Origin of the sequence: Neorhizobium phenanthreniclasticum (assembly GCF_040066075.1) — a bacterium.
In the GTDB taxonomy this organism is placed as follows: domain Bacteria; phylum Pseudomonadota; class Alphaproteobacteria; order Rhizobiales; family Rhizobiaceae; genus Neorhizobium; species Neorhizobium petrolearium.
On sequence record NZ_JBEAAL010000030.1, the window covers coordinates 72,796 to 90,610 of the forward strand.

The window sequence follows — 17,815 nt, forward strand, 5'->3', positions numbered from 1 at the left end:
TCTCGCCACTATCCAGCGCTCGACGTTCAGCACGACACCTTCGACCTTGGCCTTGTCACGCGGTTTGCGGCTTCTGGTCGGTGGGACGGTCGTATGGTAATGTTCGGCCATTGCAGCGAAGGTGGCATTGAGCGTTGGTTCGAACCACAGTGCCTTGGCAACGCCCGCCTTCATCCCAAGTCTCCAGCGCTTGCCGAAGCCGTTCTGGCACGAATCAACGGTCAAGAATACCGGTATTCAATGGGGTGTAGGCGGCGCGTACACTGGGCTGCCGTTTCCTGTTCCGTTAATATGTCGCCGCCGGTTACCGTATCGATCCGCACTGGAGTGGCATCGTGCAAGTCGCGCACGCATCGCATGCCAATCTCTGCGACGGTCCCAATGACGGTATGGCACGCGCCGGGGTTCAGGTCGGCTATAAATTTTGACGATACATTCATTGGCAGTGGGTGTCATTACCAAAACTCTGTGCACGTGCGATTGGCGCGCAGCACACGCTCTCGCCTTGCATTGTGCCGCCGGCGCGCCATAGAAGTATCGACATGAATATAGCGATGTTTACCAATACCTACACGCCGCATATTGGTGGGGTCGCCCGCAGCGTGTCGGGCTTGGCGGAGGAACTGCGGGCGCGAGGTCACTCGGTCCTCGTCGTCGCGCCGGAATTCCCCGACATGCCGGAAAACGAGGTGGGCGTGATCCGGATGCCGGCGATCCAGCGCTTCGCGGGCAGCGACTTTTCCGCTCCCGTCCCGATTACCCTGACCCTTGCCGGAAAGCTGGACGAGTTCAGGCCCGATATCATCCACGCCCACCATCCGTTCCTGCTCGGAGATACCGCACTTCGCATCTCGGCATCTCGCAACCTGCCGGTCGCCTTTACGTACCACACGCGATACGAACTCTACGGCCACTATGTCGCGCAGGATTCGCCGGCCCTGGAACGGCTGGTACTCAGCCTCGCCCTCGGCTATTGCGACCTCTGCGACGCCATCATCGCCCCGAGCGAGAGCATCAAGGTTTTCCTGAACGAGCATGGAGTCGCCGCGACCGTCACCGTTATCCCGACGGGGATAGAAGCGTCCCGTTTCGACCATGGTAACGGCAAGCGCATCAGGGCCGAACTCGGCATCGGGCCGGATGCCTTCGTCGTTGGGCATGTCGGGCGTCTGGCACGGGAAAAGAACCTCGGCTATCTTACGGACGCCATCGGCCTGTTCCTTGCTGCTCATGACGGCGCTCATTTTCTGGTTGCGGGCGGTGGCGACATGCAGGAGCCCATGCGGGATGCTTTCGCGCGTTCCGGGCTTGCCGACCGGGTTCACCTGCTGGGGCCGGTCGAAGGCGAACGATTGTCCGACGTTTACGCCGCGATGGACGTCTTTGCCTTCTCGTCCCATTCCGAGACCCAAGGACTGGTGCTGGCCGAGGCGATGACGGCCGGGGTGCCGGTGGTGGCGTTGGAGGCGCCCGGCGCTCGGGAGGTTGTCGTGGATGGAAGCAATGGCCGGCTCTTGCCTGCGGACGCATCAGCCGCTCGGTTCGCAGAGGCGGTCGGATGGGTCGCAGAGCTCTCGGTGGCGGACAGAGCACCCCTGATCCAGGTGGCGCGCACGACCGCGGCGACCTATTCGCGCCCTGAAGCTGCCCGCCGGACGTTGCGCCTGTATGAAACCCTGTTGGACGGGCATCGCGAGGTGAGGTCATTGGATGATAGTCCGTGGGCGGCTGCGAGGCGCGCCCTGGCAACGGAATGGGACATTCTGCGCAATATCGCGAGCGCCGTCGGTGGCGCGGCGATCGGCGGTAAGTAGAAGGCCCTGCAGCAGAGCCTCAAAAGATAGATTTGAGGCTAGCGGCCCGTCCGGATTATGTCGCGCTCGGTCCGATCTATCCAACCCGGCTCAAGGTTATGTCCTGGGCACCGCAGGGCCTTGCGTGCCTCAGCGTCTGGAGGGCTCGCATTGGCTCACTGCCCCTCGCTGCCATTGGCGGGCTAAATGTGGAGCGCATCGCCGGAGCCTTTGAACACGCCGCCGCCAGCGCTGCAGGCGTCACGGATGTCATATTGAACGCAAGCCCGAAACAAGAACGTGCGATGGCTTCAGGCTACCGAGGTCTATCGGTCCGGGGAATCGACATAACATCCACCTACGGTGTGGACCGCAGGATATGTTGCCGGATAGTCCAGCACGATGGTTGGCTACAAGGGGAGGCTCGGAGACCCTGCCCATTAGTCGCATCAGCAGAGGCACGGGCTCGTGAGTGACCCGAAGACCGCGCGGATCGCGCTTGCGCATTGTCCTTGCAACACCGCTCGCCATAGGGTCGACGCGGTCGGGCGTGTGCAAGCCTGCGTGAAAGTGATTGCGCTTCGGCACTGATCCGAGTTGTGCTTGAGGGTGTTGACGGCGGCGATAATCGCCTGTTCGCGCTCGGCCGTGGCAATGCACGCACCAACCGATGCGAAGCCAGAAAAGGTGGCTCATGCGGGCCGCCTCCGGCCATTCGTTCCCCTAGCACCATTGTCCGTCGGCGGTTAAACAGGAGACAGTCTGGAGGGCAGATTCAAATGGTAGAGACGGTTGACATAGGCATTGACGAAAAGGATGCGCGCGCTCCACGCAGCCAGACCTTAGTGCGTGGGCTCGAGATTCTTGATGCGGCGGCCGACCAACCACGCACCATCGCAGAAATAGCATCGATGACGGGGCTCACCTACAGCACGGTGCATCGAATCGTGTCAGTGCTGCTGGAGCAACGCTATCTCAAGGCCGAGAACCCGCGCGAGTTCGCCCTCGGCCCGCGGCTGATCGAACTCGGCTTCGCCGCCTATTCCCAGACCGATCTGGTGCGCGTCGCACGTCACTGGCTCGAGGATCTGTCGCGCGAGACGCGCGACACGGTGCATCTGGCGCAGCTCGACGGCTGGGAAGTCGCCTATCTCGACAAGCTGCGCGGGACCCGCCCGGTCGAGATCAGTTCGCGGATCGGCGGACGCAAGCCTGTCATCTCCACCGGCGTCGGCAAGGCGCTGATGCTCGATGAATCCCAGGCGACATTGTCGCGGCTCTATCAGCGCGATCATCATCTGCTGCCCGGCGACATGACGGAAGCTGACTGGCTGGCGCTGATGGCGAAATATCGCCTCGGCGGCTATTCCTATGATCTGGGCGAGGACGAGCCCTCGATCCGTTGCGTGGCCGCCCCGATCCGTGATGCCACCGGGCGGATCATCGCCGCGATCTCGGTTTCCTCGACGCTGGAATACATGTCGCCCGAGCGGATGCGCGATCTTGTGCCGGAAGTGCAGCGCGTGGCCCGGGCGATCTCCGCCGATCTCGGTGCACGGTCGCGCTGACCCGACGAACGGTTCTGCCTGACGCCCCAGCTTTCCGGATGGGTCGGTTCAGAGAACCTTGCCCGGATTGAGGATGCCCTTGGGATCAAGACTCCTCTTCAGGTGGCGCAGCATCGCCAACTCGCTTTCCGAGCGGCTATAGGCGAGCCAGGGCTTCTTGTGCAGCCCAATGCCGTGCTCGGCGGAAACCGAACCGCCATAGGTGCGGATGATTTCGTATACCGTCTTCTCGATGCCATGGCCGGTCGGATCCACGTCGGTGATGGGGCCGGCAACCAGGTGGATATTGCTGTCGCCGGCGTGGCCGAAGAAGATCAGCTGCAGTGCTGGGAAGGCCGCTTCCAGTGCGGCACGGATTTCGTCGACGCATTCACCGATGCGGGCAAGCGGAAGCGAGACGTCGAAATTGATCGTCGGCGCCCTACGGGACAGGATCTCGGCAACGCCGTCGCGCAGCGACCAGAATGCCTCGACCTCGCGCTGCGACTGCGCCACGGCGGCGTCGATCACAAGCTCGGCTTCGAAGGCCGTCTCCAGCATCGCCTCGAAACCCGGTCGTTCGGCATCGGCATTGGCGCCCTGCATCTCGATCAGGGCATAGAGGGCATGGTCGGGTGCGACCGGCGCCCGCTGTCCCGTTTCTGCGAGAACGGCACGATAGTAGTCGTTCCACATCAGCTCAAAGGCGGTCACCCGGCAGGACAGTTCGCGCTGCGCATGGCGCAGCAGTCCCGCCGCGGCCTCGAAATCGGCAACCGCCACCAACGCGGCATTGGCGCCGCCGACGCCCGGATGAAGCTTGAGCACGGCGCGGGTTATCACGCCCAGCGTGCCTTCCGAGCCGATAAAGAGATGCTTCAGGTCCAGCGCCGCATTGTTTTTCGGCATTCGGTTCATCATCGGCAGGATTGTGCCGTCAGCGAGCACGACCTCCAGCCCCAGGACCAGTTCGCGCGTCATGCCATAGCGTATGACGCGGTTGCCGCCGGCATTGGTGGCGATATTGCCGCCGATCTGGCAGGAGCCGCGCGCGCCGAGATCGAGCGGAAAGGATAAGCCCGCGTCAAGGGCCGCCTCCTGAATGCGCTGCAGGATGCAGCCCGCGCCGACGACCATCAAGCCGGAGGCGACATCGATTTCCTCGATGCGATCCAGTCCGGCAAGCGAGAGCAGCACGGCCCCTTCGGAAGGAACCGCGCCGCCGGCAAGCCCCGAGCGGCCACCCTGCGGCACAACAGGCGTGTCGTAGCCATGGCAGAGCCGCATGACCGCGGCCACAGCATCGGTATGGCGCGGCGTCACCAGCGCAAGCGGCGTTCCGCCGAGTTCGTCGCTCCAATCGCGTAAGGCCACGTCGGGGATGTCATTGCCAACCTTCAGTTGGCTTGCCCCCACCACTCGTTCCAGCGCGGTGACGAGGCCTGCCGTTGATCTCTCGCGTTGCATGGGTCCCTCCCAGTCTATCCGTTCGCTCATCTCTCGCGCCAAATTGCACATATTGCAAATTGATTTTACTATTTGACAACGATTTGCGCCTCTGATTATTTCAGCCGCGCTGGGGGAGGAGCGGAGGCACCCGCCTTGCGCTCGGGTCCACGACAAAGCCCGCCAGGAGCCAGAACGAAGACCGGCAACGGTTTTTGCATCACAGGGAGGACAGACATGTCTCTTACAAAAGCCGCGCACACGCTGCGCGCAGGTTTCGTTGCCGCATTCGCATCGGCCGCGCTTTTCAGCACCACCGCAGTCGCCGAGCCGGAAATCACCTTCCGCGCCGCCCATTCCTCGACGCCGTCGTCGACCGGCCACAAGGCGTTCGAATTCCTCGACAAGGAGCTGCGCGAGAAGTCGGGCGGCCGCATCGGCCTCGAAATCTTCCCGAACTCGCAGCTCGGCGGCGAGCGCGAACTGGTTGAGAACATCCAGTTCGGCAATGTGGACCTGACCTTCGTCTCCTCGGCGCCGGTCGCATCCTTCGCACCGCAGTTCTTCGCTTTCGACGTGCCTTTCCTGTTCAAGGATCGCGGGCAGGCCTACAAGGTGCTCGACGGCGACGTCGGCAAGGAAATCCTCGGCTCGCTGAACGACAAGGGCATGGTTGGTCTCGCCTATTGGGAAAACGGCTTCCGCCAGCTGACCAACAACAAGAAGGAAATCCGCTCTCCGGACGACCTCGCCGGCTTGAAAATGCGCACCATGGAAAATGAGGTGCACATCGCAGCCTGGCGTGCCGAAGGCGCAAACCCGGCGCCGCTCGCCTTCAATGAGCTGTTCACCGCGCTCCAGCAGGGCACCTTCGATGCGCAGGAAGGCCCGATCAATCTCTTCTACGACATGAAGTTCAACGAGGTGCAGAAGTTCATCTCGAAGACCAACCACATCTATTCGCCGTGGCCGCTCCTTGCCAATCCAGACAAGCTCGCGAGCCTCAGCGATGAGGACCGCACAATCTTTGACGAAGCCGTCAAGGCCGCCACTGATTACCAGCGCGGCCTTGCCAAGGAAGCGGACGACAAGGCCGAAGCGGCCATGACCGACGTGACCTTCACCACGCTCACCCCGGAAGAGCTCAAGGCCTTCTCCGACAAAGTCGTGCCGATCGTCGATCTGGTCAAGCAGAAGGCCGGCGCGGATCTCGTTGACCGCCTGCTGGCTGCCGCCAAGTAAGCATCACTTCCTGGGGCCCGGCGCAAAAGCCGCCGGGCCCTTTGCCTTTTTCATTGAACTGGCGCGAGCGGGTGCACCCGTGTTGCGCGGGAGGAGTTCATGTTCAAGCTTATCGATGAGCATTTCGAGGAGGCGATCGTCGTGGCCCTGATGGCCTTGATGTCGGTCCTCATCGGCGTGCAGATCTTCATGCGCTACGTGATGGGGGCATCGCTGTCCTGGTCGGAGGAACTGGCGCGCTACTTCTTCATCTGGGCAACCTATGTCGGCATCGCCTATGCAGTGCGCAAGGACGCGCATATCCGCGTGACCATGGGCACCGACCTGTTCGCCGCAGGCGGCCAGATCTATGTCCGCATTCTGACCCATATGATCTTCGGCGCATTCGCGCTCTTCGTCATGTACCAGGGCTGGTTCATGGTCGAGAAAACCTTCCGCTTCGGCCAGAAATCGGCATCGCTCGGCCTGCCGATGGGCATCCTCTATCTGGCTCCGTTTACCGGCTTCCTGCTGGTGGTGCTGCGTCTTGTCCAGGCTGTCGTGCTCGACCTTCGCTCCGCCAGACAAGGAGCCGTCCGATGATTTCACTGATCCTCTTCGGTCTTCTCGCCGTTCTTCTTCTGCTCTCCGTTCCGATCGCCATTTCGCTCGGCATCGCCTCGACGGTGGCCCTGATCGTTTCGGGCAAGGTCTCCGGCTCCTACGTGCCGCAAGGCCTGGTGACCTCCATCGACAGCTTCCCGCTGATGGCGGTCCCCTTTTTCATCCTGGCCGGCGACCTGATGGGCCAGGGCGGTCTGTCGCAACGCCTCATCAATGTCGGGCGGATGTTCTTCGGCCGCTATACCGGCGGCATGGCGATCATCGCCGTCGTCACCTGCATCTTCTTCGCCGCGATTTCCGGCTCCGGCCCGGCGACCGTCGCCGCCGTCGGCACGATCCTGCTGCCGGCGATGGCCAAGGACGGTTATAGACAGGGTTTCTCGTCCGGTCTGGTCGCGTGCGCCGGCTCGCTCGGCGTCATCATCCCGCCGTCGATCCCGATGGTCATCTATGCCACCTCGGCGAACGTCTCGGTCTCGAAAATGTTCATGGGCGGCGTCGTTCCGGGCCTGCTGATCGGGTTCGCGCTCATCGCCTACGCCTGGCTACAGTCCAGGAAGGACGGCCAGAGGCCCGGCGACTATCGCCCGACGGGTCGCGAAATGCTGGCTGTCCTGAACGACGCCAAATGGGCGCTGATGGTCCCGGTCATCATTCTCGGCGGCATTTATGGCGGCATCTTTACGCCTACCGAGGCCGCCGCCGTCGGCGTCATCTACGGCCTGATGGTCGACCTTCGTCTATCGCGAACTGAGCCTCAAGGATCTCTACAAGATCTTTGCCGGTTCGGCGCTCACCTCGGCGACCATCATGCTGATCGTGGGGACGGCGACCATCTTTGGACGTGCGCTTGCGATCGAGGGTGTACCGGTCATGCTTGCCAATGCCATCACCTCGGCGGTCGATCAGGCCTGGCTGTTGCTGCTGGCGATCAACGTCATCCTCCTGGTCGTCGGCACCTTCATGGAGACGATCGCGGCGATCATCATCCTCACGCCGATCCTGCTGCCGCTCGTCACCGCACTCGGCATCAACGCCGAACACTTCGGGATCGTCATGATCGTCAACCTCGCCATCGGCATGGTCACCCCGCCGGTCGGCGTCAATCTCTTCGTCGCCTCGCGCGTGTCCGGCCTCTCGCTCGAGACGGTCGTCAAAGGCGCAATCACGCCGACGCTGGTGATGATCGCAGTGCTCCTTCTCATTACCTACGTGCCGGCGCTTTCGCTGGCGCTGCCCGCCTTCTTCGGAATGTAAGTCAAAGGAAACCAGTATGAGCAGCAAACTCAAGGCGGTCATCATCGGCCCCGGCAATATCGGCACCGATCTCCTGATGAAGATGAAGCGTTCCGAATGGGTCGAACCGGTCTGGATGGTCGGCATCGACCCGGCCTCTGAAGGTCTGAAGCGTGCCGTCGACATGGGCGTGAAGGCCTGCGCCACCGGCGTGGACGGCATCCTGGAACACGTCATCGCCGACGACATCCGCGTCGCCTTCGACGCCACCTCTGCCTATGCCCATGCCGAGAATTCGCGCAAGCTGAACGAGCTCGGCGTCATCATGGTAGACCTGACGCCGGCGGCGATCGGTCCGTTCTGCATTCCGCCGGTCAATCTGGCGGATCATGCCAAGAAGCTCGAGATGAACGTCAATATGGTGACCTGCGGCGGCCAGGCGACCATTCCGATGGTCGCAGCCGTGTCGCGTGTGCAGCCCGTCGAATACGGCGAGATTGTCGCTGCGGTGTCGTCGCGCTCGGTCGGTCCGGGCACCCGCAAGAATATCGATGAGTTCACCCGCACGACGGCTTCGGCGATCGAGAAGGTCGGCGGCGCCAAGCGCGGCAAGGCGATCATCATCGTCAATCCGGCCGAGCCGCCGCTTCTCATGCGCGATACCGTGCATGTGCTGACCGAAGGCGAGCCTGACCAGGCAGCCATCACCGAAAGCGTCAAGGCCATGGTAGCCGAGGTGCAGACATACGTGCCCGGCTACAAGCTGGTCAACGGCCCGGTCTTCGACGGCCGGCGCGTGTCGATCTATCTCGAGGTCGAGGGGCTGGGCGACTTCCTGCCGAGATATGCCGGCAATCTCGACATCATGACGGCGGCGGCGCTTCGCACCGCCGAACTGTTCGCGAAAGAGGCGGCCAATGGCGTCGTCAACCTGCCGGCCCGCGGCTGAGGAGAGAAACCATGACTATTGAAGGTCGCAAGATCACCCTTCACGAAATGAGCCTGCGCGACGGCATGCACGCCAAGCGCCACCAGATCTCGATCGACCAGATGATCGCCATCGCATCGGCCGCCGACGAGGCGGGCATGCCGTGGATCGAGGTCACCCATGGCGACGGCCTCGGCGGTGCTTCGGTAAACTATGGTTTCGCCGCACATACGGATGTCGCGTATCTGAGCGCCGTCGTGCCGAAGATGAAGAGCGCCAAGGTGTCCGCCCTGCTGTTGCCCGGCATCGGCACGGTGGACATGCTGAAGGAAGCCATCGACTGCGGCATTTCCGGTGTGCGCGTCGCGACCCACTGCACCGAGGCCGATTGCGCCGAGCAGCACATCACCTATGCCGCCAAGACCGGTCTCGACACGGTCGGCTTTCTGATGATGTCGCACCGCGCCGGGCCGGACAAGCTGGTCGAGCAGGCGCTTCTGATGGAAAGCTACGGCGCCAACTGTGTGTATTGCACCGATTCCGCCGGCCACATGCTGCCCGACGACGTGACGGCGCGCATCTCCGCGATCCGAGCAGCGTTGAAGCCTGAGACAGAGCTCGGCTTCCACGGCCACCACAATCTCGGCATGGGCATCGCGAACTCGGTCGCCGCGGTTGCCGCCGGCGCAAACCGCATCGACGGCGCTATCGCCGGTCTCGGCGCCGGTGCCGGCAATGCCGCGACCGAATTGTTGGTCGCCGTGTTCGAGCGCATGGGGGCCGTGACCGGCGTCGATCTGTTCAAGATCATGGACGTCGCGGAAGATCTCGTCGTGCCGATGATGGACCGGCCGATCCGCGTTGACCGCGGCTCGCTGGTGCTTGGCTATGCCGGCGTCTATTCCTCGTTCCTGCTGTTTGCCGAACGCGCAGAGAAGCGCTACGGCGTTCCCGCGCGCGACCTGCTGCTGGAACTCGGACGTCGTGGCATGGTCGGCGGCCAGGAAGACATGATCGAGGATCTGGCCCTGACGATGTCGCGCGCCGCAAGTAGCTGAACTCCGAATACGGAAGACGCATGGGAAGGGGGCAGGTGGAACCTGCCCGCCGGAATATTGCGGTGGGGCCGGCGTCCATCGCCAACTTCGTTTCGGCGTCATCGTCTCCCCCCTTCCGAAGTTCGGGTGATGCCCAAGCAACTCGCGCATGTCGCTACGCTGGCGACTATCCGCCTGGGCCTTCTCCTGTTTCTGCTCACGATGGTTCGCAAGAGCGAGCTTCAGGACGCGACATGGGATGAAGTGGAATTTGAGAACGCCGCCTGGACAATTGGAAAAAGCGTAAGAAACGCGCGAAGGCGCACAACGTCCACTTGTCACGCCAGATATTGGACATCATCATCGCATTCAAGGGCTGCTCGGGAAACTCGTGCTCCGTTTTACCATCCCGGCTATGAGGCCGATGCGCCGATATCTTCAAGCACGGTCTTTCGATATGCCAGCGGCATTGCCATGAAAAGCTCCTATATCTGCATCGTTCTCGGGCGATATCCCGGTGATGCTGGTGCAGTTTCGATAGGCTCCGTGGGATGTCTTAGCGCTTGGGTCTCCGGATCCGATCCGTGGCGGTTTCGCTTGCCGGTATCAACTGGCTATTGTGGATTGACGACCTTGCTCGCGAGACGGAAAGGACTGGATACGGTTAGCACACGCTGCGCCATGCTTGCTATCCCGATGTCTTTGGGGTCGACCAACTAGCGGCCCAGATCGAGGGCAAGGAAAGTCTGCGCGCTACGACGGTTACACCTCCTGCCTGCTGATCACCCGTGTCGGCAAGGCGATGCTGGTCGAGTTCGACTACAACAACAATCTCACGCCGTCCTTCCCCGGCATCATGGCACCACTTGAGGAGTTGTGGATCTCGTGGCTGATGAAGGAAATCGCCTTGAAGCCCACCTACAATGCCATGCTGCGCGGCCGCGCCTGCAGGAGGAAGCCATGAAGGATTTGACGTTCGGGACGATGACCGCGGTGTTCGAGGAGATCTTCGGGCGCACGCTGTTCTGGGTGATGGTCGCCGTCGCGGCGCTCGTCACGCTCGCCTATCTCTATGTGTCGATCCGCGACCGGCGAGTGTCGTGGAAGAAGTTTGAGCTTCGCTAATCCGCTTGACGCGAGCCCGGTCGGACCGGAAGGCGACGAAATTACTTCCATTAAGTCGCGGTGATGAGCCGCGAATTAATCGAGCCACCGGACCTCGCGTTCCAGGCCCGGTAACTCCAATGCAGTCCAGCGTCAGTCGCGGCTCGCTACAAGCCGCAGCTTCGGCTTGTCTGCCCCCTTGGTAACATTTTCGGGTGGCGCAAGGCCATGCATTTGAGCAAATTCAATTGGATCCGTTCGAAGCGCGTGAGCCAGTTCCTCGAGGGAATAGCCGAGTTCTTCCATATGAAGATCGATAAGCTGTCTACTGAGCTTCCCTGATTCCGGCTGGATATCAAATTCTTTAGGCTCTCGTGTCCTGTACCCATACATACTCATCTGCTTGTACAACCGTGTCGCGCTCTCATCTGGGATTACCCCGAGCGTCTTCGCTCTGTAGATCAAGGCAGACATAGCGACCCGCCATTTTTGCTTTAGTGGCCCCAGCTTCGGAATTGAAAGCCCACGCTTTAGATCTGCCAGGATCCCCGAGCGTGGCATAAGCAGTTCCGCAGCGAACTCATTCGCCTCTTTCTCCATCGCTTCATACGGATAGGGATGAAGCACAACGTGTCCATATTCATGGGCCAAGCTAAAGCGTTTTCGATCAACAGGTCGGTTCTGATTGAGTACAATGACCGGCTTCATTCCCGCCGGCCGAAGCGTAACGCCATCGATGTCGGCCTCACCGAAGTCGCCTTCGACAACGAGGATGCCCGTTGATTCAACATAACGGACCAAGTTGCCGATTGGAGTATCCCCCAACTGCCAGGAAGCGCGCACATGAAGGGCCGCCATGCTGGCCGAGGTGACTGCGCTGGCGTGCTCACTCACACTCGAATGGCTATCAACGACCTCAAATTGGAGAAGCGGATACTCGGGTTCCAAATCGATCGCGTCGAGCAGCCTGCGGAACTGGAATACGAAATGGTTGGCGAGCGCAATGACAGCATGTTGATCCTTAGCGGAAACGGCGGCCTTTTTTCGAAAAGCTGCCCCGTGAAGGCTCATTGGTGTTCTGTATAGCAGCTCCTGCTCGTAGAAAAAGCTTACCGGGAATCCCAAAAAGCGCGCAATCGATTGGATTTCTTCCAACGAAAGCACGTCTCGAGTGCCGTTTTCGATGCGAGAAATTGCTGCTTGAGCAACCCCGGTTCCAGTGGCCAATTCCTTTTGGGTCTTTCCGCGTCTGTTACGAGCTAGAAGCAGCATCTCCCCGTTTATCGGTTTTGCCGCCATGGTTGAACTCGTCCCCTTTTTCCTTCTTCAACGACAACTTGGTTCCGCGCGGCCCATCTATAGGACCTGTCTCCAACGCGCCAGCGGCTTTACCGGGCAATTCGCGGTGGATCTCAATCTTCCGTTGATCGACCTTATCGGCAAACTTCAAAAATGCCCGGGCGACCGAAGCGCCGGTGCCACTGAGATGACAGGCAATGAAAAACAGAAGGTCGGATGGTGCCTCCACCTCGAAGCCGGGAAGGGTGGGCTCGCTTTCAATATCGTAAGCGGCGAATTGATGCGCAGCTTTCGAGGTGCCGCCCCGCGGCCCGGCAAGATGAAGCTCAAAGCAGACAGTGAAGACTTTCCCGTCAATAATGAGTTCACCGAATATCTTATTGCTCTGACCATTTTCGCAATAGTTGATGCTCAGTCCGCGATCGTTGAGCTTGGCCGCAGCCGCGGCCTCCATCATCGCCCCGTTAAGTACCGATCCGGTGGCCCTTGGGTCACCCAAGCTCACATGCCGGACCTTCGCGAAATCGGCCAAGGTGCCTTCCAGCTCGCTAATTAGCGCCCAAATTGGAGCTTCGAAGCGTTCTCGAGCAGCAAGTAGTGCGTTGTCTCTGTTCAAGTGCGAATCGCCTTCTACCATTTGACACTCTCCATATATCGTCGTTGCAGCATCATGTCAAAATATTCAAAAAAATATTCAGGTGATGAATATTTTTGTTAATCCGTTCTCTGGAGAGGGCTCGACGGCTATTTCATGAAGATTCGCTGTCCACACCAAGCGCGGTTCATCGTCCATGGAATCCGCGCTCATCTGGTATCCTGGTGGTATTCCGGCGCTGGAATGGATCGGCTCAATGTTGATGAGCGCGAAGAAGGGTGGAGAGGAAAACTAAGCCGCGCGGATGTTTTAATCAGCGCCTAGTGGGTAGATGATTGTGCGGCCCTCAAGGCGCGCAGATGGTGGTGTCTACTTCAATCGCTCAGACGGCAATTGCATTTAGTCGCGCTCCCGCGCTCGGCCGACCGATCCGAACTAACACGACAATCCGATTATGTTGGCGAACGACGCACTCTTCGGCTAAGCTATGGTTTGGTAGCAATCATCGCTGTGACATTTTCAACTTTGTCCAGCCAGTCCGCAGCCGTCACATCGGTCCAGGCAACGATGGATCTGACCCGGTCGTACTCATCCTGAATGTTACGCCGGAAGATCGGCTCATGATGGGCGATGCGGTTGCGCAGATCACGGATTTTTCCAAGCTTGTCGAAGCCTTCCCCGCGAAGCTGCTGAACGGTTTTCGCGGAATCGGCGTTAGGGAAAACCGTCATGAATTGCTGGTTCCAGACGGCGGCGTCATGGCTCTTGGTGAACATTCGTTCCCAAAACACGAACTTGAGTTCTGCCACAATTTTCCCGGATGTCGGCAATTTGCTCAGTCCGATCAGGTCCCGGCGAGGGCTATAGCCAAATTGAGGGTTTCGAAGGCTGATCTCAAAGCCTTTTTCCCACGGCCAGTTTGCTCCGTACGTGTTCTCGATCGCCGCAACTATTGAATTGCGGACGCTCACTTCGCATATCTGGAGCGGAACAAAAAAAGCGGCCGACAATTCCATGTTCCAGCGGTAGAGCTCTAGGGCCGCTTCCTTGTCGCTGGCCTTCTCCGCCAGATAGGTTGCGAATCTCGGCGCTGACAAAACCGCAGGAAGGCTGTGAATTTCTTCTGGAGTGAACGGCATCTTCTTATTCCTTATAGAGTTGCCGACACGTTCATTGACAGCGACGGTTGGTTTGGACTATGTTATTTATCGAAAGGCGCGTGAGGTCGCGGGGTAACACCACCCTCATCGTCATACGATACAAGGGAACGGCCCGCCATTGGCGGGCTTTTCTCGTTTTTGGAACCGCTCATCCCGTTGCCTCAGCGTTTGCTGGGACGATACCGTCGTTCTCAGGCACAGCAGAGCCGGCTTCAGCCGCTGCCTTGGCCGCTTCAGCTTGTGCCTTGTTGTATTCGTCCAAAGCCTGCATGTACTCGCGAAAGCCTTCGATCTCGCCGTAAGCTCCGATCTCAATGATGCGGTCGATGAAGCGCGCATAAAGCCCGGGCTGAATTTTGCCTTGCCGTTGAAGGTACTCGACCGCGACGTTCGGGTTTATGAGCATCACGTAATGGAAATCTCCAGACGGTCCGTTCTTGCAGGCAATAAACCAGAGGTCCCGCAACGCCTTCATGCGCTTGCGCCATGTGTCGACCGCTCGCTCTCCCGTGAAGCCGGCTTCAGCGGCAAAAGTGGCAGGGTTTTCGATCGTGACGAACGGGAAATCCGGAGCTCGTGCCCAAAGACCAAACAGAGTGTGGCCGGCAGGGCTGCCCTTCGTCTGTGAGTCGATGATCTGCATGGCGATCGGCAGTGTCCTGGCGACAGTGGTGAAGCCGTCGTTGGTTTTGCGATGCCACAAAAAGGTCGCCGGTGTTCCAGGGAAGTGCAGCTCCAGCTGTTGCTGCGCCCGTTCCGCCATCTTCAGCCGTTTGACCGACGCCTGCCTGCCATTTGGCATTTCCATCACCCTTACTGTTCATCTCTTGGACTCACAATGTCCGAACGGTCCGAGATCGGCAATGAGGGATTGCGCTCCTCAAATAGCGCTTTCTAAATAGGCCAGTCGGGCCTCCATGCGCCTGGGAATCGCTCAATTCGCGCGGCGAAATCCGATCAGTTGCGCGATTTGGCGCAAGGAAATTCGAAAAATACTGAAAAATCAGACGCTTGTATCCGCCTCGAGGTACTCCACGTATTCCCGTGCTGTCGTGATCCCGTCCTCCCGGTACTCCTGGGATTCTTAAAGGGCGCAAAACGGCCACTCGCTTGGCGTTGATCAGCATAAAAATGCAAGATCGATTGTCAGATCTTCAATCATTCCACTCGCTGCGCCGGCTCGGAGGCCGGGTATCTGCCGTTCGCCATGGTTTGCCTCCTCGCTCGCCGCGTCGCTTCTCTTTGCCGTCCTTGCCGACGGCTACGACTGTGACAGCATCGACATTCCGATACTTCTGGGTGCTGTCCCATTCCCAGTCGAAGCTGACGGTCTCTCCCTTGAAGACAAACTTGCCAGACCAGGCGGCTAGAAATGAATAATTTTCGCCACCAATCGTCAACACATGCTGATGCCAAGCCTTCTTGTTGCCACCACGGCTCGGTGGTCGCGACTTGTCTTTGAGATAGACGCCGTAGTTTTCGACTTCGGCTTTTTCAATTCTCACCCTGTTGTCCTTCCCCACGATCTGTCTGGCGGCGATCATCTTATCAAATCGCCACGGCCTTGCTTGATCAAGAAGGCCTTCATGGCCTCAGATAGCGGAGGTTCGACGTCGAAATCCCCAAAGCGATGGCGAAACCGCTGCCATTCCCGCCTCAGCGAGCCCGACCTGCGTGCATCCGGGCATAGCCAGATCCAATCGAGCCGCCATGGGCGGTCCGCATTCCCCAGCTGCGGCCGGAATGCGCAGGCCCCGATAATCCTGCCTATCCCGTCCGAAAACAGAAAGCCGATTGCGTCCGGATCGTCTTCGATGGACCACTGCAAGAAATCGTACCCGAACTCGCGTCGGAACAGCCGGGCGCGTTCGTAGACTTCCTTCCGCTTCCAGCCTGGCGCGTCGGCGCCGACCCAGCAAGCGTCAGTATCGCGGACCAGAGCATCGATCAGCTTGCGATGCGGCTTGGGGTCGTTCACAACAGACCAACGACGATGGGCCCTGCGATGTTCGCGCTCGTCGGTCGGAGAGCCTTTCATATAGGTCAGGCCGCAGCCTGGGCATTCGACAGATTGAGTCGCGGGAGGTTTCCGGTACCTCGGCGCGTGGACGGAAAGCGACAGTGCCACGCCTGCGTCGTCTGTCCGATATTCGATCCTATAGGTAACCGGTGTCCTGCCCCCACATTGGCAGCCGCCGCCTGATCTGTGATCGACATTCCATGGATGAGCGAGAAGGAGTTTCTCCATGGAGCATACGTTGGAGGTTCTCACAACGCGGCGGAGCAGGCGTGAGGCGCATCGCCAATGGCCTGATGAGGTCAAGGCACGGATAGTGTCCGAGAGCTTACGTCCGGGCGTAACGGTTAATGAAGTCGCGCGGCGCTACGGGCTGAAGGCCAATCACTTGTCTTCCTGGCGCACGCTGGCGCGGCAAGGCAAGTTGGTGTTGCCAGAGCCGGAAGACGCGGTCGAGTTTGCGGCAATGGTAATCGACACGCCATTGCCGGAGCCGCCGACGGTAAAGGCTGCCACGCGCCCCGAGATTGTCATAGGTCCCGTCACCATTCGTCTGGAGGAAGGAGCGTCTGCGTCCCGGATCGCGGCCGTCGCTCGCGCCTTGGCGGTGGCAACATGATCTTTCCCTCGAACCGCGTGCGGATCATGGTGGCGACCAAACCCGTGGATTTCCGCAAGGGACATGACGGGTTGGCGGCGCTGGTAAAGAACGAGCTGCACAAGGACCCGTTCACCGGAACGGTCTTTGTATTCCGCTCACGCAAGGCGGACCGTTTGAAGCTGATCTACTGGGATGGCTCCGGGATCGTCATGGCCTACAAAAGGCTGGAAGAGCACACCTTCACTTGGCCAGGCATCAAGGATGGATTGATGACTCTCACTCACGCCCAGTTCGAAGCTTTGTTCGCAGGCCTCGATTGGCGGCGGGTTCATGCCGTCCAGACTAGAGCGCCGGAAGTCATCGAATAGCTGCGGCACGATGACTCAGCACCGCAAATTGCAGAGGCAAATCGGCTCCGGATTTGATAGCTTCCGGCTATGCTTGATGCCGCAGACCTTCCCGATGATGTTGCCGCCCTGAAGGCGATGCTGATCGCGGCGCAGGCCCGGGAGATGGCCAGGGACGTCGCGATAGCCAGCAAAGACGAGCATATCGCCCGCAAAGATGAGCGCATCGAGCGGCTTGAGAAGCTGGTCGCAGCGTTCAAGCAGGCAGCCTTCGGACGCAAATCCGAGAAGACCAATCCTGACCAATTCGACCTGGCGCTCGAAGACCTGGAAACGGCCATGGCCGTGATCCATGCCGAGGATGAGGCGGACACTCCTGCAGGAAACAGGATTGCCAAGCCACGCGCGATCAATCGCGGCTCCCTTCCAAAGCATCTTCCGCGTCTCGAAGAGGTGATCGAACCGGACAGCCTAATCTGCGCCTGCGGCGGTTGCCTGCATTACATTGGCGAGGATGTCTCCGAACGGCTGGACGTGGTCCCCGCCCAGTTCCGCGTCCTCGTCACCCGTCGCCCCAAATATGCCTGTCGTGCCTGCACTGACGGTGTCGTTCAAGCTCCGGCACCAGCACGGCTGATCCAGGCTGGGCTGCCGACGGAAGCGACCGTCGCCCATGTGCTGGTCTCCAAGTATGCCGATCACCTTCCGCTTTACCGTCAGGCCCAGATTATGATGTCGCTTGGCAGATAAACGTGAGAATGCGGCTGTTTCGGCCAGGTTTGGCATTTAAAGGTGAGAATCCGAGCGACCGGATTCTCACATTAACTGCAATCGCGTCAACACGAACGCCCTGTATTCTT

16 protein-coding genes and 7 pseudogenes are annotated in these 17,815 nt (G+C 60.0%); 15 read left to right on the forward strand and 8 right to left on the reverse strand.

Annotation, left to right across the window (positions count from 1 at the left end; translation table 11 throughout):
* Window positions 1-174 (reverse strand): annotated as a pseudogene (locus tag ABK249_RS28100) (IS21 family transposase); the annotation flags it as partial.
* A gap of 89 nt (window positions 175-263) precedes the next feature.
* Between ABK249_RS28100 and ABK249_RS28105 the strand changes: the two are divergent.
* The 4 genes and pseudogenes from ABK249_RS28105 to ABK249_RS28120 form a co-directional block, all read left to right on the forward strand.
* Window positions 264-428, forward strand: a pseudogene (locus tag ABK249_RS28105) (acyloxyacyl hydrolase); the annotation flags it as partial.
* A gap of 114 nt (window positions 429-542) precedes the next feature.
* Window positions 543-1,814, forward strand: coding sequence for a glycosyltransferase (locus ABK249_RS28110; protein WP_210057220.1), 1,272 nt, complete (start codon window positions 543-545; stop codon window positions 1,812-1,814).
* 38 nt (window positions 1,815-1,852) lie between these two features.
* A pseudogene (locus tag ABK249_RS28115) lies at window positions 1,853-2,144 on the forward strand (thiamine phosphate synthase); the annotation flags it as partial.
* Between the two features lie 428 nt (window positions 2,145-2,572).
* Entirely contained in the window at window positions 2,573-3,361 is a 789-nt protein-coding gene (locus ABK249_RS28120) for an IclR family transcriptional regulator (protein ID WP_210057222.1), read from the forward strand.
* A 48-nt stretch (window positions 3,362-3,409) separates the two neighbouring features.
* Here the strand turns inward: ABK249_RS28120 and ABK249_RS28125 are convergent, their stop codons facing one another.
* The gene (locus ABK249_RS28125) at window positions 3,410-4,807 is read right to left on the reverse strand and encodes an FAD-binding oxidoreductase (protein WP_210057223.1); all 1,398 of its coding nucleotides are present in this window, start codon (window positions 4,805-4,807) and stop codon (window positions 3,410-3,412) included.
* 216 nt (window positions 4,808-5,023) lie between these two features.
* Between ABK249_RS28125 and ABK249_RS28130 the strand changes: the two genes are divergently transcribed.
* The 8 genes and pseudogenes from ABK249_RS28130 (at window position 5,024) to ABK249_RS28165 (ending at window position 10,957) form a co-directional block, all read left to right on the forward strand.
* On the forward strand, window positions 5,024-6,028 hold the full coding sequence (locus tag ABK249_RS28130; protein ID WP_210057226.1) for a TRAP transporter substrate-binding protein: 1,005 nt from the start codon (window positions 5,024-5,026) through the stop codon (window positions 6,026-6,028).
* Window positions 6,029-6,127: 99 nt separating this feature from the next.
* Entirely contained in the window at window positions 6,128-6,610 is a 483-nt protein-coding gene (locus ABK249_RS28135) for a TRAP transporter small permease (RefSeq protein ID WP_210057228.1), read from the forward strand.
* Window positions 6,607-7,888, forward strand: a pseudogene (locus ABK249_RS28140) (TRAP transporter large permease). The gene ABK249_RS28135 and the pseudogene ABK249_RS28140 overlap by 4 nt, the downstream one beginning before the upstream one ends.
* A gap of 16 nt (window positions 7,889-7,904) precedes the next feature.
* Window positions 7,905-8,816 (forward strand): acetaldehyde dehydrogenase (acetylating), encoded by a 912-nt coding sequence (locus ABK249_RS28145; protein ID WP_210057232.1) that lies wholly within the window; start codon window positions 7,905-7,907, stop codon window positions 8,814-8,816.
* Between the two features lie 11 nt (window positions 8,817-8,827).
* Window positions 8,828-9,853 carry a 4-hydroxy-2-oxovalerate aldolase gene (gene dmpG, locus ABK249_RS28150; RefSeq protein WP_210057233.1) on the forward strand — a complete coding sequence of 342 codons (1,026 nt, stop codon included), beginning with the start codon at window positions 8,828-8,830 and terminating at the stop codon, window positions 9,851-9,853.
* Between the two features lie 62 nt (window positions 9,854-9,915).
* Window positions 9,916-10,288: pseudogene (locus tag ABK249_RS28155) on the forward strand (tyrosine-type recombinase/integrase); the annotation flags it as partial.
* A 251-nt stretch (window positions 10,289-10,539) separates the two neighbouring features.
* Window positions 10,540-10,796: pseudogene (locus ABK249_RS28160) on the forward strand (pyridine nucleotide-disulfide oxidoreductase); the annotation flags it as partial.
* Window positions 10,793-10,957, forward strand: a complete 165-nt coding sequence (locus tag ABK249_RS28165; protein ID WP_210057235.1) for a DUF5368 family protein — start codon at window positions 10,793-10,795, stop codon at window positions 10,955-10,957. The pseudogene ABK249_RS28160 and the gene ABK249_RS28165, both read left to right, overlap by 4 nt.
* Window positions 10,958-11,089: 132 nt before the next feature.
* On the opposite strand, the gene ABK249_RS28170 is transcribed toward ABK249_RS28165, so the two are convergent.
* From ABK249_RS28170 to ABK249_RS28195, 6 genes are all read right to left on the reverse strand, one after another.
* The gene (locus tag ABK249_RS28170; RefSeq protein ID WP_210057237.1) at window positions 11,090-12,235 is read right to left on the reverse strand and encodes an XRE family transcriptional regulator; all 1,146 of its coding nucleotides are present in this window, start codon (window positions 12,233-12,235) and stop codon (window positions 11,090-11,092) included.
* Window positions 12,189-12,872 (reverse strand): hypothetical protein, encoded by a 684-nt coding sequence (locus ABK249_RS28175; RefSeq protein ID WP_210057239.1) that lies wholly within the window; start codon window positions 12,870-12,872, stop codon window positions 12,189-12,191. The genes ABK249_RS28170 and ABK249_RS28175 overlap by 47 nt, the downstream gene beginning before the upstream one ends.
* 443 nt (window positions 12,873-13,315) lie before the next feature.
* Window positions 13,316-13,969: a hypothetical protein gene (locus ABK249_RS28180; protein WP_210057241.1), complete on the reverse strand. Its 654-nt coding sequence runs from the start codon at window positions 13,967-13,969 to the stop codon at window positions 13,316-13,318.
* Between the two features lie 169 nt (window positions 13,970-14,138).
* Window positions 14,139-14,798 (reverse strand): hypothetical protein, encoded by a 660-nt coding sequence (locus tag ABK249_RS28185; protein WP_210057243.1) that lies wholly within the window; start codon window positions 14,796-14,798, stop codon window positions 14,139-14,141.
* Between the two features lie 346 nt (window positions 14,799-15,144).
* Window positions 15,145-15,534, reverse strand: coding sequence for a hypothetical protein (locus tag ABK249_RS28190; RefSeq protein ID WP_210057245.1), 390 nt, complete (start codon window positions 15,532-15,534; stop codon window positions 15,145-15,147).
* Window positions 15,531-16,118: a hypothetical protein gene (locus ABK249_RS28195; RefSeq protein ID WP_210057247.1), complete on the reverse strand. Its 588-nt coding sequence runs from the start codon at window positions 16,116-16,118 to the stop codon at window positions 15,531-15,533. The genes ABK249_RS28190 and ABK249_RS28195 overlap by 4 nt, the downstream gene beginning before the upstream one ends.
* 118 nt (window positions 16,119-16,236) lie before the next feature.
* Between ABK249_RS28195 and tnpA the strand changes: the two genes are divergently transcribed.
* The 3 genes and pseudogenes from tnpA to ABK249_RS28210 all read left to right on the forward strand — a co-directional run.
* Window positions 16,237-16,626: an IS66-like element accessory protein TnpA gene (gene tnpA / locus ABK249_RS28200; RefSeq protein ID WP_210057249.1), complete on the forward strand. Its 390-nt coding sequence runs from the start codon at window positions 16,237-16,239 to the stop codon at window positions 16,624-16,626.
* Window positions 16,623-16,976, forward strand: a complete 354-nt coding sequence (gene tnpB, locus ABK249_RS28205) for an IS66 family insertion sequence element accessory protein TnpB (protein WP_210057251.1) — start codon at window positions 16,623-16,625, stop codon at window positions 16,974-16,976. The genes tnpA and tnpB overlap by 4 nt, the downstream gene beginning before the upstream one ends.
* A gap of 69 nt (window positions 16,977-17,045) precedes the next feature.
* A pseudogene (locus tag ABK249_RS28210) lies at window positions 17,046-17,699 on the forward strand (transposase domain-containing protein); the annotation flags it as partial.
* Window positions 17,700-17,815 lie beyond the last annotated feature (116 nt).

Bases quoted from the DNA above. Each gene is read 5' to 3' on its own strand.
- ABK249_RS28145 (WP_210057232.1), top strand. From the start codon at position 7,905: ATGAGCAGCAAACTCAAGGCGGTCATCATCGGCCCCGGCAATATCGGC.
- tnpB (WP_210057251.1), top strand. From the start codon at position 16,623: ATGATCTTTCCCTCGAACCGCGTGCGGATCATGGTGGCGACCAAACCC.
- ABK249_RS28175 (WP_210057239.1), bottom strand. From the start codon at position 12,872: ATGGTAGAAGGCGATTCGCACTTGAACAGAGACAACGCACTACTTGCT.
- dmpG (WP_210057233.1), top strand. From the start codon at position 8,828: ATGACTATTGAAGGTCGCAAGATCACCCTTCACGAAATGAGCCTGCGC.
- tnpA (WP_210057249.1), top strand. From the start codon at position 16,237: ATGGAGCATACGTTGGAGGTTCTCACAACGCGGCGGAGCAGGCGTGAG.
- ABK249_RS28120 (WP_210057222.1), top strand. From the start codon at position 2,573: ATGGTAGAGACGGTTGACATAGGCATTGACGAAAAGGATGCGCGCGCT.
- ABK249_RS28165 (WP_210057235.1), top strand. From the start codon at position 10,793: ATGAAGGATTTGACGTTCGGGACGATGACCGCGGTGTTCGAGGAGATC.
- ABK249_RS28125 (WP_210057223.1), bottom strand. From the start codon at position 4,807: ATGCAACGCGAGAGATCAACGGCAGGCCTCGTCACCGCGCTGGAACGA.
- ABK249_RS28135 (WP_210057228.1), top strand. From the start codon at position 6,128: ATGTTCAAGCTTATCGATGAGCATTTCGAGGAGGCGATCGTCGTGGCC.
- ABK249_RS28185 (WP_210057243.1), bottom strand. From the start codon at position 14,798: ATGGAAATGCCAAATGGCAGGCAGGCGTCGGTCAAACGGCTGAAGATG.
- ABK249_RS28130 (WP_210057226.1), top strand. From the start codon at position 5,024: ATGTCTCTTACAAAAGCCGCGCACACGCTGCGCGCAGGTTTCGTTGCC.
- ABK249_RS28190 (WP_210057245.1), bottom strand. From the start codon at position 15,534: ATGATCGCCGCCAGACAGATCGTGGGGAAGGACAACAGGGTGAGAATT.
- ABK249_RS28180 (WP_210057241.1), bottom strand. From the start codon at position 13,969: ATGCCGTTCACTCCAGAAGAAATTCACAGCCTTCCTGCGGTTTTGTCA.
- ABK249_RS28170 (WP_210057237.1), bottom strand. From the start codon at position 12,235: ATGGCGGCAAAACCGATAAACGGGGAGATGCTGCTTCTAGCTCGTAAC.
- ABK249_RS28110 (WP_210057220.1), top strand. From the start codon at position 543: ATGAATATAGCGATGTTTACCAATACCTACACGCCGCATATTGGTGGG.